Annotated in this window: 13 protein-coding genes; 3 read left to right on the plus strand and 10 right to left on the minus strand. The window is 69.5% G+C overall.

The genetic code is table 11. The features are described 5' to 3' along the window. Positions 1-9: 9 nt before the first annotated feature. The 4 genes from glmU to BCR55_RS08670 form a co-directional block, all read right to left on the minus strand. Positions 10-1,371 carry a bifunctional UDP-N-acetylglucosamine diphosphorylase/glucosamine-1-phosphate N-acetyltransferase GlmU gene (gene glmU, locus BCR55_RS08655; protein WP_035952612.1) on the minus strand — a complete coding sequence of 454 codons (1,362 nt, stop codon included), beginning with the start codon at positions 1,369-1,371 and terminating at the stop codon, positions 10-12. 136 nt (positions 1,372-1,507) lie between these two features. Beyond that, positions 1,508-2,503 (minus strand): tRNA 2-thiocytidine(32) synthetase TtcA, encoded by a 996-nt coding sequence (gene ttcA / locus BCR55_RS08660; protein WP_053297767.1) that lies wholly within the window; start codon positions 2,501-2,503, stop codon positions 1,508-1,510. Continuing rightward, positions 2,500-2,904 carry a dihydroneopterin aldolase gene (locus tag BCR55_RS08665; RefSeq protein ID WP_006407992.1) on the minus strand — a complete coding sequence of 135 codons (405 nt, stop codon included), beginning with the start codon at positions 2,902-2,904 and terminating at the stop codon, positions 2,500-2,502. The genes ttcA and BCR55_RS08665 overlap by 4 nt, the downstream gene beginning before the upstream one ends. A 76-nt stretch (positions 2,905-2,980) precedes the next feature. After that, positions 2,981-3,724 carry a Rossmann fold domain-containing protein gene (locus BCR55_RS08670; RefSeq protein WP_065494458.1) on the minus strand — a complete coding sequence of 248 codons (744 nt, stop codon included), beginning with the start codon at positions 3,722-3,724 and terminating at the stop codon, positions 2,981-2,983. Between the two features lie 13 nt (positions 3,725-3,737). On the opposite strand from BCR55_RS08670, the gene BCR55_RS08675 reads away from it, so the two are divergent. Next, the gene (locus BCR55_RS08675; RefSeq protein ID WP_065494459.1) at positions 3,738-4,928 is read left to right on the plus strand and encodes a class I SAM-dependent methyltransferase; all 1,191 of its coding nucleotides are present in this window, start codon (positions 3,738-3,740) and stop codon (positions 4,926-4,928) included. A gap of 10 nt (positions 4,929-4,938) precedes the next feature. Then, the gene (locus tag BCR55_RS08680; RefSeq protein WP_006398048.1) at positions 4,939-5,133 is read left to right on the plus strand and encodes a DUF2905 domain-containing protein; all 195 of its coding nucleotides are present in this window, start codon (positions 4,939-4,941) and stop codon (positions 5,131-5,133) included. Between the two features lie 66 nt (positions 5,134-5,199). Here BCR55_RS08680 and BCR55_RS08685 read toward each other — a convergent pair whose 3' ends face one another. The 6 genes from BCR55_RS08685 to BCR55_RS08710 form a co-directional block, all read right to left on the minus strand. Further along, a complete protein-coding gene (locus BCR55_RS08685; RefSeq protein WP_006398049.1) occupies positions 5,200-5,421 on the minus strand; it encodes a hypothetical protein in 222 nt (73 codons plus the stop codon). 91 nt (positions 5,422-5,512) lie between these two features. Beyond that, a complete protein-coding gene (locus tag BCR55_RS08690; protein WP_053297763.1) occupies positions 5,513-6,421 on the minus strand; it encodes a carbohydrate kinase in 909 nt (302 codons plus the stop codon). After that, positions 6,418-7,698, minus strand: a complete 1,281-nt coding sequence (locus tag BCR55_RS08695) for an AGE family epimerase/isomerase (protein ID WP_012214275.1) — start codon at positions 7,696-7,698, stop codon at positions 6,418-6,420. The genes BCR55_RS08690 and BCR55_RS08695 overlap by 4 nt, the downstream gene beginning before the upstream one ends. Further along, a complete protein-coding gene (locus BCR55_RS08700) occupies positions 7,695-8,714 on the minus strand; it encodes a LacI family DNA-binding transcriptional regulator (RefSeq protein ID WP_006398052.1) in 1,020 nt (339 codons plus the stop codon). Before BCR55_RS08700 ends, BCR55_RS08695 begins: the two co-directional genes overlap by 4 nt. A gap of 508 nt (positions 8,715-9,222) precedes the next feature. Next, on the minus strand, positions 9,223-11,064 hold the full coding sequence (locus BCR55_RS08705; RefSeq protein ID WP_006407153.1) for an EAL domain-containing protein: 1,842 nt from the start codon (positions 11,062-11,064) through the stop codon (positions 9,223-9,225). A gap of 157 nt (positions 11,065-11,221) precedes the next feature. Further along, a complete protein-coding gene (locus BCR55_RS08710) occupies positions 11,222-12,253 on the minus strand; it encodes a bile acid:sodium symporter family protein (protein ID WP_012214273.1) in 1,032 nt (343 codons plus the stop codon). Positions 12,254-12,615: 362 nt separating this feature from the next. On the opposite strand from BCR55_RS08710, the gene BCR55_RS08715 reads away from it, so the two are divergent. Then, on the plus strand, positions 12,616-13,083 hold the full coding sequence (locus tag BCR55_RS08715; protein ID WP_065494460.1) for a peptide-binding protein: 468 nt from the start codon (positions 12,616-12,618) through the stop codon (positions 13,081-13,083). Positions 13,084-13,377: the final 294 nt, after the last annotated feature.

Here is a 13,377-nt window from a genome sequence, read left to right on the forward strand (position 1 = left end):
GCAAAGGGTTCAGCTCTTCTTCTTGACGGGGCGCACGTAGCCGCTCTTCGCGGTCTGCGTCTTCTCGTTCAGCGCGAGCACGCCGTCGGCGACATCCTTCCACACCGTCGTGCCGGCCGCGATCGTCACGCCGCGGCCGACGTGCACCGGTGCGACGAGCTGCGTGTCGGAGCCGACGAACACGTCGTCCTCGATCACGGTGCGGAACTTGTTCGCGCCGTCGTAGTTGCAGGTGATCGTGCCCGCGCCGATGTTCACGCGCGCGCCGATGTCGGCGTCGCCGATATAGGTAAGGTGATTCGCCTTCGAGCCGTGGCCGATCACCGCGTTCTTCACCTCGACGAAGTTGCCGACGTGCGCTTCGTCCGCCAGCTGCGCGCCGGGGCGCAGCCGCGCGTACGGGCCGATGACCGTGTGCGCGCCGAGCTCGGCGCCGTCGATATGCGTGAACGCGTCGATGCGCGTGCCGGCGCCGACCGACGCATTGCGGATCACGCAGTTCGCGCCGATCGTCACGTTGTCGGCGAGCGTCACGTCGCCTTCGAACACGCAGTTCACGTCGATCGATACGTCGCGCCCGCAGCGCAGCGTGCCGCGCACGTCGATGCGTGCGGGATCGGCGAGCGTGACGCCGTCGGCGAGCAGCGCGTCGGCGACGTTGCGCTGATGGATGCGCTCGAGCTCGGCGAGCTGCGCCTTGCTGTTCACGCCGAGCGTTTCCCATTCCTCGTCGGGCTGCGCGGTGACGATCTCGAAGCCGGCCTCGATCGCGAGTTCGACGACGTCGGTCAGGTAGTACTCGCCCTGCGCGTTCTCGTTCTTCAGCGCGCCGAGCCACATCGCGAGCTGCGCGGTGGGCGTGACGATGATGCCGGTGTTGATCTCGGCGATCTTCAGTTCGTCGGGCGACGCGTCCTTCTGCTCGACGATGCGCGTGACGAAGCCCGAGGCGTCGCGCACGATGCGGCCGTAGCCGGTCGGATCGTCGAGCGTGACGGTCAGAATCCCGTAGCGGCCGTCGCGCGCGGCGTCGACGAGCCGCTGCAGCGTCGATGCGCGCGTGAGCGGCACGTCGCCGTAGAGCACGAGCGTCGGCTGCGCGGGATCGAGCAGCGGCAGCGCCTGGCGCACCGCGTGACCGGTGCCGAGCTGCTCGGCCTGCACCGCGAACTGGATATCGGGCGCCGCGACGGCCGCACGGACCTGCTCGGCGCCGTGACCGACGACGACGACGAGCCGGGACGGCTGCAACGTGCGCGCGGTCGCGATGACGTGGGAGAGGAGCGGCCTGCCGGCCACGGGATGGAGCACCTTCGGCAGCGCGGAACGCATGCGCTTGCCGGTGCCTGCCGCCAAAATCACGATATTCATGGCGCCAGCTTGTCAGAGGAGTTTGAAGCCGACCATTTTAGCATGCGGCCCCCGTCGCTCCGGGCGCTGCGCCACCTTCGAACGGGGCCGGAACAGGGCGGCGGAACCCTGATCCGGCGGGCGTTCCGGCCCTGTCTTACAGGTCGTCGAACTGGACGATCGAGATCGGTTTTGCGCCGCCCGGCGGGGCCGTCTCGTCGCCGCTCGCGCACGGTTCCTCGTCGAACGCGATGTCGCCCTGCGGGTCGGCCTGGCCGGTCGCGCGCAGCGACGCGAACGGGAACAGCGTCGTATCCATCAGATGCGACGGCACGACGTTCGCGAGCGCGTTGAACATGTTGTCGACGCGGCCCGGGAAGCGCTTGTCCCATTCGCGGATCAGCGCCTTCATTTCCGCGCGCTTCAGGTTCGGCTGGCTGCCGCACAGATTGCACGGAATGATCGGGAATTCGCGCAGCTCCGCGTATTTCTCGAGGTCGGTTTCCTTCACGTAGGCGAGCGGCCGGATCACGACGTTCTTGCCGTCGTCGGACTGCAGCTTCGGCGGCATCCCCTTCAGCTTGCCGCCGTAGAACATGTTGAGCAGCAGCGTCTGCACGATGTCGTCGCGGTGATGGCCGAGCGCGACCTTGGTCGCGCCGAGCTCGCCGGCGACGCGGTACAGGATCCCTCGGCGCAGCCGCGAGCACAGCGAGCAGGTCGTCTTGCCTTCCGGCACGAGCCGCTTGACGATGCTGTACGTATCCTGGTTCTCGATGTGGAACGGCACGCCGATCTGCGTCAGGTACTCGGGCAGCACGTGCTCGGGAAAGCCCGGCTGCTTCTGGTCGAGGTTCACCGCGACGATGTCGAAGTCGATCGGCGCACGCTCGCGCAGGCGCAGCAGGATGTCGAGCATCGCATAGCTGTCCTTGCCGCCCGACAGGCAGACCATCACCTTGTCGCCGTCCTCGATCATGTTGTAGTCGCCGATCGCCTGGCCGACCTGGCGCACGATCCGCTTGAACAGCTTGTTGTTCTCGTACGCTTCCTTCTGCTCGCGGCGCGTCAGCGCGCGGCGGCCGACTTCGGCGGCGCTTGCTTCGATGGTGGCGACGTCGGCCGCCGTGTCGTTCGTTTGGGGGGCGTTCATGCTCGCTCCTCGTCCTTGATGCGAAAGACTTCGACGCCGACGGCGTCGCAGTCCGGATAGGCGTCCGGTTTCTCGGTACAGACGCGTACCGCGCGCACGGCGTCGTGCGCCAGCAGGTGCGCGGCGATCGCGTCGCACAGCGTTTCCTGCAGATGGATGTGGCCGCGCGCCACGCACTGCGCGACGCTCTGCTTCATCAGGTCGTAGTCGACGACTTCGTGCAGCCGGTCGTCCACCGGCGTCGAACGCGCGAGCGGCACGAACAGGTCGACGTTGATGACGACGCGCTGCTCGCCGCGCTTCTCGTGTTCGAAGGCCCCGATGTTGATGTGCACCTCGTAGTCGCGCAGGTAGAGCCTGCGGCAATCCGCGAGGCGGGGGTGCAGGAGAGCGGAAAACATGGTCGTCCCAGTCAAATTGGCGTGCGCACACGCAAAGCGGCGCGGGCGGCGGCGCGATGCCGCACGCCCGCGCGGTTCATTCATTCGGGCCGTCCGCCGGCGGCACGAGGTGCTCGCCGCCGTCGACGGTCAGCGTCGCGCCCGTCACGCCGGGCGCGTTCGCGAGATAGCAGGCGGCCGCCGCGATGTCGTCCGCGTGCGGCGCGCGGCCGCGCACCAGCGCCGCGACGCGTACCTTCGGCGCGAGTGCGAGCGCGAGCGCCGACGTCGCGCGGCTCAGCGCGGCCTGCATCAGCGCATGCGACAACTGCGCGGGCGCCGGGTGAAACAGTGCCTGATCCAGCACGTGGATCGCGCACGCCCTTAGCGATTCGTCGTCGCGCGCGGCGTCGGGCGTCGCGTCGGCGAGCGCACGTGCCAGCGCGAGCGGCGCCGTCACGTTGCGTGCGAGCGCGGCGGCGAGCGCCGCGCCGTCGATCGTCTGCGCATCGTCCGCACCGGCGCACGCGCTGACGAATACCGCGCATGCGGGCCGGCCGAGCGTAGCGCCGCATGCGGCGATCAGCGTCGCGGCATCGCCCTCCAGGGCCAGATCGGCGTCGAGCACGGCGGCGCGACGGCCGAGCGCCGCGGCGTCGGCGGCGGCCGCGTCGGCGTCTGCGCGCGCGGCGCCGGGGCCGCACTGCAGCGCGACGTCCCAGCCGCGCCGCGCGAACGCCGCAGCGAGCGCGCGCCCGAGCGGCACGGGATCGGCGCGGCGGTCGAACGCGCCGGCGACGAGCGCCACGCGCGCGGCCGGCGTATCGGCTGAAACGGTCATTTACAATGCCGGGATGAACCCGAAAGCTCACGAACCCGCTAGTTTACCTGCTCCCGGCCCCGATGCGCTCGCGCAGTCCGAAACGCTCGCCGCGCAACTGCGCGCCGAGATCGCGGCGGCCGGCGGCTGGCTGCCGTTCTCCCGCTTCATGGAGCGCGCGCTGTACGCGCCGGGCCTCGGCTATTACAGCGGCGGCGCGCGCAAGTTCGGCCGCCGCGCGGACGACGGCAGCGACTTCGTCACCGCGCCCGAACTGTCGCCGCTGTTCGCGCAGACGCTCGCGCAGCCGGTCGCCGACGCGCTCGCGGCGAGCGGCACGCGGCGCGTGATGGAATTCGGCGCCGGCACCGGCAAGCTCGCGGCCGGCCTGCTGGCGGCGCTCGATGCGCTCGGCGCGACACTGGACGAGTACCTGATCGTCGACCTGTCCGGCGAGCTGCGCGCGCGCCAGCGCGACACGATCGCGGCGGCCGCGCCGGCGCTGGCCGCGAAGGTCCGCTGGCTCGATGCGTTGCCCGAGCGGTTCGAGGGCGTCGTGATCGGCAACGAAGTGCTCGACGCGATGCCGGTGCGGCTGTTCGCGAAGGCCGGCGGCGCCTGGCGCGAGCGCGGCGTCGCGCTCGACGCGCAGCACGCGTTCGTGTTCGACGATCGCGCGGTCGCGCCGGCCGCCGTGCCGCCGGCGCTCGCGGGCCTCGACGTCGACGACGGCTACGTGACCGAGACGCACGAGGCCGCGCTCGCGTTCACGCGCACGGTCTGCACGATGCTCGCGCGCGGCGCGGTGCTGCTGATCGACTACGGGTTCCCGGCGCACGAGTACTACCATCCGCAGCGCGACCGCGGCACGCTGATGTGCCACTACCGGCACCACGCGCACGACGATCCGTTCCTGTATCCGGGGCTGCAGGACATCACCGCGCACGTCGAATTCACCGGCATCTACGAGGCCGGCATCGCCGCCGGCGCGGACCTGCTCGGCTACACGTCCCAGGCGCGCTTTCTGCTGAATGCCGGCATCACCGACGCGCTCGCCGCGATCGATCCGTCCGACGTCACGCAGTTTTTGCCGGCCGCGAACGCGGTGCAGAAGCTGATTTCGGAGGCGGAGATGGGCGAGCTGTTCAAGGTGATCGCGTTCTCGCGCGGCATCGACGGCACGCTCGACGCATTCGTGCGCGGCGACCGCTCGCACGCGCTGTGACGGAGGCCGCATGCTGCGCTGGCTGATGGCGTCGTTCGTCGCGGTGATGATCCTGACGCGCTGCTGGCCGTGGCTCGGCAAGCTCGGCATCGGCCGCCTGCCCGGCGACGTCACGCTGACGCTCGGCGGCCGGCGCTATCCGTTCCCGTTCATGTCGACGCTGGTCGTGACGATGCTCGTGTCGACGCTCGCGCGTCTGCTTTGATGCGATAGCGAACGCGCGTGCTGCCGCGCGCCGCGTCGGACGGGCCGCGACGGGCGGCCCTTGCCCTTACAGCTCGATCTCGCCGAGTATCCGGTGGGCGAGCGCCTTCGCTTCCTCGAACGCCTCTTCCTCGCTCGAACTCGTCGCGCCGACCTCGTAGACCGTGTTGTCCGGCGTATCGCCTTCGTCGCGCGTGAGGATCACGTAGCCCTCGAACTGGCCGCCGTCCGCCTTGCGCGTGTGCGCCTTCGCCGTGTAGATGCCCTTCGTGAACGTGTTCGTGTCCATGATGCCTCTCCCGCAAAAGGACGCTTCATCGTAGCACTGCGGCGCAGCATGTCCAGCGCGGTGTATCGGCGGCCGATCGATCGACGCGCGTTCAGCGTTCGAGCAGGGCGACGACTTCGTCGAGCGTCGGCGCATGCGCGCCCGTGTGCCGGCACGCGGCCGCACCGGCAGCGAGCGCGAAGGCCAGATGTTCGCGCCACGACCGCTGCGGCGCCGCCATCAGGCTGAACAGCATCCCGCCGATCGACGCGTCGCCCGCGCCGACGGTGTCCGCGACCTCGACGCGCGGCGGCCGCGCGTCGTAGCGTTCGCCGTCCGCATAGAGCGTCGCGGGCTGCGCGCCGCGCGTGACCAGCACGGCCGCGCGCGGATTCAGCGCGCGCACTGCCTCGATCGCGTCGTCGCCATCGCTGCCGAACAGATGCCGCAGATCCTCGTCGGACACCTTGATCAGATCGGCGAGGCCGGCCATTTTCTCGAGCGTCGGCCGGTACGCGGCCGTCATCAGGTTGCGCACGTTCGGATCGAAGCTGATCTTCACGCCGCGCGCATGGAGATCGGCCGCGAGTGCGACGAGCGTGCCCGCGAGTGGTTCGCGCACGAGGCTGATGCAGCCGAAATGCGCCCATTGCACGTGCTCGGCCCAGCCGGCCGGCAGACGCGCCGGGTCGAACGCGAGATCCGCGCTCGCTTCGCCGATGAAGAAGTACGCGGGCGGCCGCGTCTCGTGGACGATCGCGAGCAGCGGCGGCCGCGCGACGCGCTGCAGGAAGCGCAGATCGAGGCCGGCCGCTTCGCTCGTGTGCCACAGCACGTCAGAAAAGCAGTCTTCGCCGATCGCGCCCGCGAGCGCACTCGGCACGCCGAGCCGCGCGACCGCGCGCGCGACGTTCCAGCCGGCGCCGCCCGGCACCGAGGTCCATTGCGCGTCGCCTGCGCGCACCATGTCGGTCAGGATGTCGCCTGCCGACACGAAAGCCGGAAACGTGCCGCCGCTCATTGCGCTTGCTCGCTGCGCGCCGTGCGCGCGAGGGTCGCGAGCACGTCGTAGCACGCGCCCATCGTGTGATAGTCGGTTTTCCCGGCCGGGCTCTTCTCGTCGCTGTACTTGCGGTTGTCGCAGGTGAGGATCCGGTACCACGCGCCGTAGCGGTGATCGACGAAATGCGCCCAGCTGTAGCGCCAGATCTCGTCGTACCAGTCCCAGAAGCGCTCGGCGCCGGTGCGCGCGCCGAGCATCGCGGCGGCCGCGAAGGTTTCGGCCTGCACCCAGAAATACTTGTTGTGGTCGCAGATCGTGAAGTCGGGGCCGAAGCCGTAGCAGAGGCCGCCGTGGTCGGTGTCCCAGGCGTGCGTGAGCGCGGCGTCGAACAGTTCGGCCGCGCGCGGCACGAGCCAGTCGAGCGGACGGTGCCGTTCGAGGATCAGCAGCAGCTTCGCCCATTCGGTCTGGTGGCCCGGCTGGAAGCCCCACGGACGGAAGATGTTCGAGCTGTCTTCCTTGTTGTAGTCCCAGTCGACCGACCAGTCCGCGTGGTAGTGCTCCCAGACGAGCCCGCCGGCGAGCGCGGCCTGGCGTTGCGTGATGTTCGTCGCGACCTTTTCCGCGCGATCGAGATACGTCAGGTGGCCGGTCGCTTCGTACGCAGCGAGCAGCGCTTCGGTCATGTGCATGTTCGCGTTCTGGCCGCGATACGTCGAAACGATCCAGTTCGGCGTCGCATCGTCGGCATAGAGGCCCGCGGCGGGATCCCAGAAGCGGTGCTCGGCGAGCTCGTAGGTCGCGGCGATCAGCGGGCGTGCTTCCTCGATGCCGGCCATCGTCGCATGCGCGGCCGCGAGCAGCACGAACGCGAGCCCGTAGCAGTGGCGCGTGCCGTCGAGCGTCGCGCGCTTCGCGCCGTCGCGCCACTCGAGCTCCCAGTCGTAGCCCTGCAGCTGTTCGTCCCAGTGTGCGTCGCGCAGGAAGCGCAGCCCGTGGCGCGCGTAGTCGAGATGGCGCGGATCGCCGAAATGCCGGTACGCCATCGCGTAGTTGAACACGAACCGGCAGCTGCTCACGAGGTGGCGCGACGTGCGGTTATAGACGCTGCCGTCGTCGCGGAAGTAATGGTAGAAGCCGCCGGTCGGATCGAGCACGTTCGGCGCGTAGAAGCGCAGCGTGTCCTCGACGTGCGACAGCAGGAACGACGGATCGCGGAAGTTTGCGACGAACGGCGCCGGCTGCGCATGGGCGGCCGGCGTGGCGGGGCAGGACTGGACCGGAGGCATGTTCATGATTCGGTGACCGTGGCGGTATCGAGGGCCGGCGAGCCGGCGGACTGGCTGCTGGCCCGCACGATCAGCTCGACGGGCAGCGAGATCTCGGTGTGCTCGGGCGACTCGGCGAGCAGCAGTTCGACGCCGCGGCGGCCGAGCGCTTCCTTGTCGACCGCGAGCGTCGTCAGCGGCGGGTTCGCGTGCGCGGCGGCGGGAATGTCGTCGAAGCCGACGATCGCGATATCGTCCGGAATCCGCAGCCCGCGGGCGAGGCACACGCGCTGGGCGGCCAGCGCGGCCGCGTCGTTGTACGCGAACACCGCGTCGGGCCGCGGGCCCGGCGCATCGAGCAGTTGCTGCATCGCGCGCGTGGCGCCGGTGTCGGGATCGAGCCCTGCGTCGATCGTCACTTCGTACGCGGGATCGAACAGTCGGCCGGCCTCGAAGAATGCGCGGCGATAGCCGATCGCGCGCTGCGCGATGCTGTAGTGCGCGGGCGAGCCGCCGATGAAGGCGATCCGCGAACGGCCCGTTGCGAGCAGATGGCGCATCGCGAGTGCGGCGCCCGTCGCGTTGTCGATGTTCACCGAACGCAGGCCCGGCGCCCACAGGTCGATCAGCACGAGCGGGCGGCCCGTCGCGGCGAGCGCCTCGATCGTTTCCGGTTCGATGAAGCCGGCCACCGCGATCGCGTCGGGCGCGTGCGGACGCATCTGGCGCAGCACGTCGTCGTTCGGGCCGACCGTCAGCAGCGTCGGCACGATGCCGCGCTCGCGGCAGGCATCCTCGACGCCGTGCAGCACGTGCGAGAAGAACGGGCTCGCCGGAAAGCGGTTGTGCTGCCGATGCAGCAGGAACGTGAGCCGGCGGATGCGCGGCCGCAGTTGCGCGTGGTCGTAGCCGAGCCGCTGCGCGATCTCGACGATCCGCGCGCGCGTCGTTTCGGACAGGCCCGGCTGGTTCTTCAGCGCGCGCGACACGGTGCCGATCGAGACCTCTGCCGCCCGCGCCACGTCGCGAATGGTGGTGCCCATCGTTCGGGTTCCGGAATGTTTAGGTTGACGGCGATTGTATAGTAAAACCCGTTTGTGAAAGCGGGTCGGATAACCGGGGAATACCCGCAAATAACAGCTTTTAGCGTGCTAATCAGTGAAAACGACGTTACTAAAAATACTAAACAAAGCGCGAAAAAGGCAAGGTGAACGAGTGACGGCACGCTGGATGGGGCCGCGGGCGGGCGTGGTGCGCCGGAAGCATGCTGGGAGCGGGGCGGGCTGAACTGGGCCGCAGCTGGGCAGAGCAGGTCGGAGCAGACCGGAGCAGACCGGAACTGGCGAGAGCTGCCTTGAGCAAGTAGAAGCATGCCGGGGCAGGCGCGAGCATGGCCCAGAGCGGGCTGGAACGGGCCCGAGCACGCCGACGCGGGCTGGCGGCGCGCGAAGGCGCGATGGCCCGAAGGTCGCCTGCGTGGCGCAATCCGGGAAGAGGCGAGACAAGGCGGCAACGCAGCAGGCGGCGGGCTGAAGCCTCGCCCCGCGCGGTTCAGCCCGCGCTCGCGCCGGGCGGCTCGCCGCGCTCCCGCAGCGCCGCGCGGCCCGCATCGAGGTCGACCACCGCCAGTCCGCCCGGCTGTTGTTTCGCGCGCCGCTTCGCGAGCGCGGCGACCGACGCGATTTCGTCGCTGCCATAGCGCTTCGCGCCGTGTGCGCCGGCCGGTACGCTGACCGCGCCGATCGCCATCGTCACGAAACCGAAGAACGCAGGGTTGCCGTGGCGATCCTCGCCGCGCAGGCCGCCTGCCTGCCGGTCGGCCTGCGTATAGAACAGCTGCGCGCCCTGATTGAAGCGCTCGATCGCGGCGAGCGCGCGCGACCGCCAGTCGTCGCGCTGAAACAGCACGAGGAAATCGTCGCCGCCGACGTGCCCGAGAAAGTCGCGCTGCGGATCGCAGACGCCGGCCAGCACCGTCGCGGCGAACTTCAGCACCTCGTCGCCTTGCCAGTAGCCGTACTGGTCGTTGAAGGGCTTGAACTGGTTCAGGTCGACGTAGCACGCGTGAAAGCCCGCGTCGCGCGCGAGCAGGCGATCGATGTGCGCGCTGATCGGGATGTTGCCGGGCAGGAACGTCAGCGGGTTCGCATAGCGTGCGGCCTCGATGCGCATCTCGGTCACCGCGCGCACGAGGCTTTCGCCGGTGCCGAGCCCGACGTAGCGGCCGTGCTCGGTGATCACGAAGCCGTCCGCGAGATAGCGCTGGTCATGGCTCGCGAGCAGCATCGCGAGCTGCTCGAAGGTCGTCGAGTTCTCGATCATCAGCGGCGCGTCGTTCGCGAACTGCAGGCACGGCTTCTTGCCGAACACCTCGCGGTGGTACGGCAGCGCGAAGCGGTCGATGAAGCCGCGGCGGTTGACCAGCGCGACGGGCCGCCCGCGCTCGACGAGCGCGACCGCGTGCAGGTCGGGCATCCGGTTGAACAAGTCCAGCACGTCGTTGCTGGTCGCGTCGCGCGGCAGCGCCGGCGCCGGCACGAGCATCTTCGAGGCGATCGTGCCGGCCGGCCGCGCGATGCGCGTCGCACCGGGGAACACGGCGATGTGCGGCGTGCGGATCGCGTCGCGCGCGGCGGGCGCGACGACGCGCGAAGGCCGCGCATTCGGGCGGCCGAGCAGGAAGCCCTGCACGCAGCAGATGCCCATGTCGCGCACGACGATCAGGTCGCATTCGTTCTCGATGCCTTCCGCGATCAGTTTCGCGCCGCTCGCATGCGCGAAATGCTGCATCGCCTTCACGGCTTCGAACTTGAGCGGGTCGCGCGCGATGTCGTGGATGAAGAAGCGGTCGATCTTCACGACGTCCGGGTGCAGGCGCAGCCAGAGGTTCATGCTCGCGTTCGCGGTGCCGTAGTCGTCGAGTGCGAGCTGGATGCCCGCATCGCGCAGCGACGCGATCGCCGGCACGATATGCGCGACATCGGTCGTCGCGTTCTGCTCGGTCAGCTCGATCACGATGCGCTCGGCGCCGACCCGCGCGCGCCCGAGCAGCATGCGGGCACGCTCGCGTTCGCGCGCGAGCTGCAGGATCGTGCCGGCGCTGAAATTGAGGAACAGCTTGCCGTCGCAGCCGAGCGCCGCGAACGCGTCGAGGCAGGTGAGCGCGGCCGCCTGTTCGAGCGCGAGCGTCTCGCCCTCGCGCGCGGCCTGCGCGAACAACGCGGCAGGCGGCTCGAGCTCGGTGCCGTGCGGCCCGCGGATCAGCCCCTCGTAGCCGATGACGGTTCCGGACCCGAGGTCGACGATCGGCTGGAACACGGCGGCGAGCGCGCGATCCGCGATCAGGCGCGAGGTGCTGCCGGCGGCAGCGGGAGCGGGAGGGGGCGCGGGCATGAGCGTGGCGGCCGAAGCGACGGGACCCACGACTTAACGGCAGCGCGCGCGCAGAATTGAATGAAGATTGTGTGACGCGATGCGCGATGTTGGCGCATCGTGCCGCCCGCTGGCCGTGGGCCTCAGGTCGCGCACCTCATGAGCGGCACCAGTCGCGTCAGCGCTTGCCCGCGCTCAGCGTGCGGGGCGCAGCGCTCGCGTCGCCCTCGTCGCGCTCGCCGCTCATGTCGCGCGCGCCCCAGCGCTGCGCGAGCGCCGCACACGCCATCAGCTGAATCTGGTGGAACAGCATCAGCGGCAGCACGATCGCGCCGACCGCCTGCGCCGAGAAGATCACCTTCGCCATCGGCACGCCGGCCGCGAGGCTCTTCTTCGATCCGCAGAAGATGATCGTGATCTGATCGGCGCGATTGAACCCGAGCCGCTTGCTGACGAACGCCGTCAGCAGCAGCGCGATCGCGAGCAACACGAGGTTCACCGCGACGAGGCCGGCGAGCGCGTGCGCCGGAATCTGGTGCCAGAGCCCCTGATTCACGGCCTCGCTGAACGCGACGTAGACGACGAGCAGGATCGAGCCCTGGTCGACGAAGCGCAGCACGCCGCGGTTGCGATCGATCCAGCCGCCGATCACGGGCCGTAGCAGCTGGCCGGCGATGAAGGGCACGAGCAGCTGCATCACGATGCTGCCGACCGTACTCCACGGCGAAGCCGCCGCCGCCGATTGCGACGTGATCATCAGCCCGACCAGCGCGGGCGTCACGAAAATGCCGAGCAGGCTCGACGCGGACGCCGCGCACACCGCCGCCGGCACGTTGCCCTTCGCGATCGACGTGAACGCGATCGACGATTGCACCGTCGACGGCAGCGTGCAGAGAAACAGCACGCCCGCATACAGCGTCGGCGTGACGAGCGGCTGCAGCACGGGCTTCAGCGCGAGGCCGAGCAGCGGAAACAGCGCGAACGTGCTGAGCAGCACGACCGCGTGCAGCCGCCAGTGCGTCGCACCGGCGATCACCGCTTCGCGCGACAGTTTCGCGCCGTGCAGGAAGAACAGCAGGCCGACCGCGATATTGGTCGCCCAGTTGAACGCATGGGCGGCCGGGCCGCGGCACGGCAGCAGGCTCGCGAGCACGACGGTGCCGACGAGCGCGAGCGTGAAGTTGTCGGGAAGAAAACGGGGACGGGCCATCGGAATCTCGATCTGAAACGGCGGATGCGCGGCGAACGGGCAGCGCAGGGCGGCCGCGCGCTGCGCGCGATTGGCGATATTGTCGCGATAGTCGATTCAATACACAAATTCATTGTGTGAATCGATTGATGAATCGTAGGCATTGACAGAGCACGCTCGGCGGCGCGGCGAAACGTCGTCCAAAAGCATCGTCGGCGATGTGCTCCGGCGCGAAAAAACCTAGCAGTAACATGGTGTTACACCGATGCCCGGGGCCTAACACTTTTTGGCTCGACACGTTTTTCGCCGGCTCATAAATTACTGCTGAAAGGCTCGCGTCGGCCGCGCAACCAACGGCGGCGAGCGTGAACAGGCACTGAACGATGACGGAACGGTTGAAACGCAACATCGCACGATGGGTGGCCGGCGCGCTGGGCGCGCTGCTGATGCCGCTCGCGCTCGCGCAGCCGCCGCACGGCAGCCACGGCTTCGGCGGCGGCGACATGCACGCGTACGGCCAGCCGGCCGGCGGCGCGACGGTGTGGCGTCGTGCGACGCCGCTCGCGCGTGCGCCGGGCCCCGGCGTCCGCGCGGGCGGTTCGCGTTGGGGCTTGCGTCCGACGCCGTCGTACGGCCATTACGCCGCGCAAAGCCCGTATCGGCCGATCAGCGCCGAGGTGCGCCAGATGACGCGTCCGTCGGGCGCCGGCAACATGCCGCTGCGCGCGGGCTCGATCCGCGCCGACGTCGCGCGCTACAACGAGGAGCGCGGCGGCCGCCCGATGCCGCCGCCGCGGTCGCAGGAAGAACCCGCACACTCGCCGTTTTTCTCGCCGTTCTACCGCAACTGAACGCGCCCGCGTTCGGCCCTCCGAAGCCGGCTGATGCGAATTCGCCACAGTCGCGCGCACATTTCCGCTGATTTTCCCGTCGCATTGCGCTATCTTTCGCGCCCGGCACGCGCGCGAAGCGCCGCCGTCCCGTCGTGCGCGCCCCGCGCGGGGCCGCGCCGCGAGCGCCGGCCACGTATCGCCTTCGCGAAGTTAATCACGCAGCTATACCCGCAATAAGTGCGCGCAATTTTGACCGGACAAATGATCCGTAAAGATGGCTGCGCCCCACACGACGCAAGCATCGGCTCCGAT

The organism is Burkholderia sp. CCA53, from assembly GCF_001685525.1.
Lineage (GTDB): Bacteria > Pseudomonadota > Gammaproteobacteria > Burkholderiales > Burkholderiaceae > Burkholderia > Burkholderia multivorans.

Bases quoted from the DNA above. Each gene is read 5' to 3' on its own strand.
- BCR55_RS08685 (WP_006398049.1), bottom strand. From the start codon at position 5,421: ATGGACACGAACACGTTCACGAAGGGCATCTACACGGCGAAGGCGCAC.
- BCR55_RS08695 (WP_012214275.1), bottom strand. From the start codon at position 7,698: ATGAACATGCCTCCGGTCCAGTCCTGCCCCGCCACGCCGGCCGCCCAT.
- BCR55_RS08670 (WP_065494458.1), bottom strand. From the start codon at position 3,724: ATGACCGTTTCAGCCGATACGCCGGCCGCGCGCGTGGCGCTCGTCGCC.
- BCR55_RS08700 (WP_006398052.1), bottom strand. From the start codon at position 8,714: ATGGGCACCACCATTCGCGACGTGGCGCGGGCGGCAGAGGTCTCGATC.
- BCR55_RS08665 (WP_006407992.1), bottom strand. From the start codon at position 2,904: ATGTTTTCCGCTCTCCTGCACCCCCGCCTCGCGGATTGCCGCAGGCTC.
- BCR55_RS08705 (WP_006407153.1), bottom strand. From the start codon at position 11,064: ATGCCCGCGCCCCCTCCCGCTCCCGCTGCCGCCGGCAGCACCTCGCGC.
- glmU (WP_035952612.1), bottom strand. From the start codon at position 1,371: ATGAATATCGTGATTTTGGCGGCAGGCACCGGCAAGCGCATGCGTTCC.
- BCR55_RS08715 (WP_065494460.1), top strand. From the start codon at position 12,616: ATGACGGAACGGTTGAAACGCAACATCGCACGATGGGTGGCCGGCGCG.
- BCR55_RS08675 (WP_065494459.1), top strand. From the start codon at position 3,738: ATGAACCCGAAAGCTCACGAACCCGCTAGTTTACCTGCTCCCGGCCCC.
- BCR55_RS08690 (WP_053297763.1), bottom strand. From the start codon at position 6,421: ATGAGCGGCGGCACGTTTCCGGCTTTCGTGTCGGCAGGCGACATCCTG.
- ttcA (WP_053297767.1), bottom strand. From the start codon at position 2,503: ATGAACGCCCCCCAAACGAACGACACGGCGGCCGACGTCGCCACCATC.
- BCR55_RS08710 (WP_012214273.1), bottom strand. From the start codon at position 12,253: ATGGCCCGTCCCCGTTTTCTTCCCGACAACTTCACGCTCGCGCTCGTC.
- BCR55_RS08680 (WP_006398048.1), top strand. From the start codon at position 4,939: ATGCTGCGCTGGCTGATGGCGTCGTTCGTCGCGGTGATGATCCTGACG.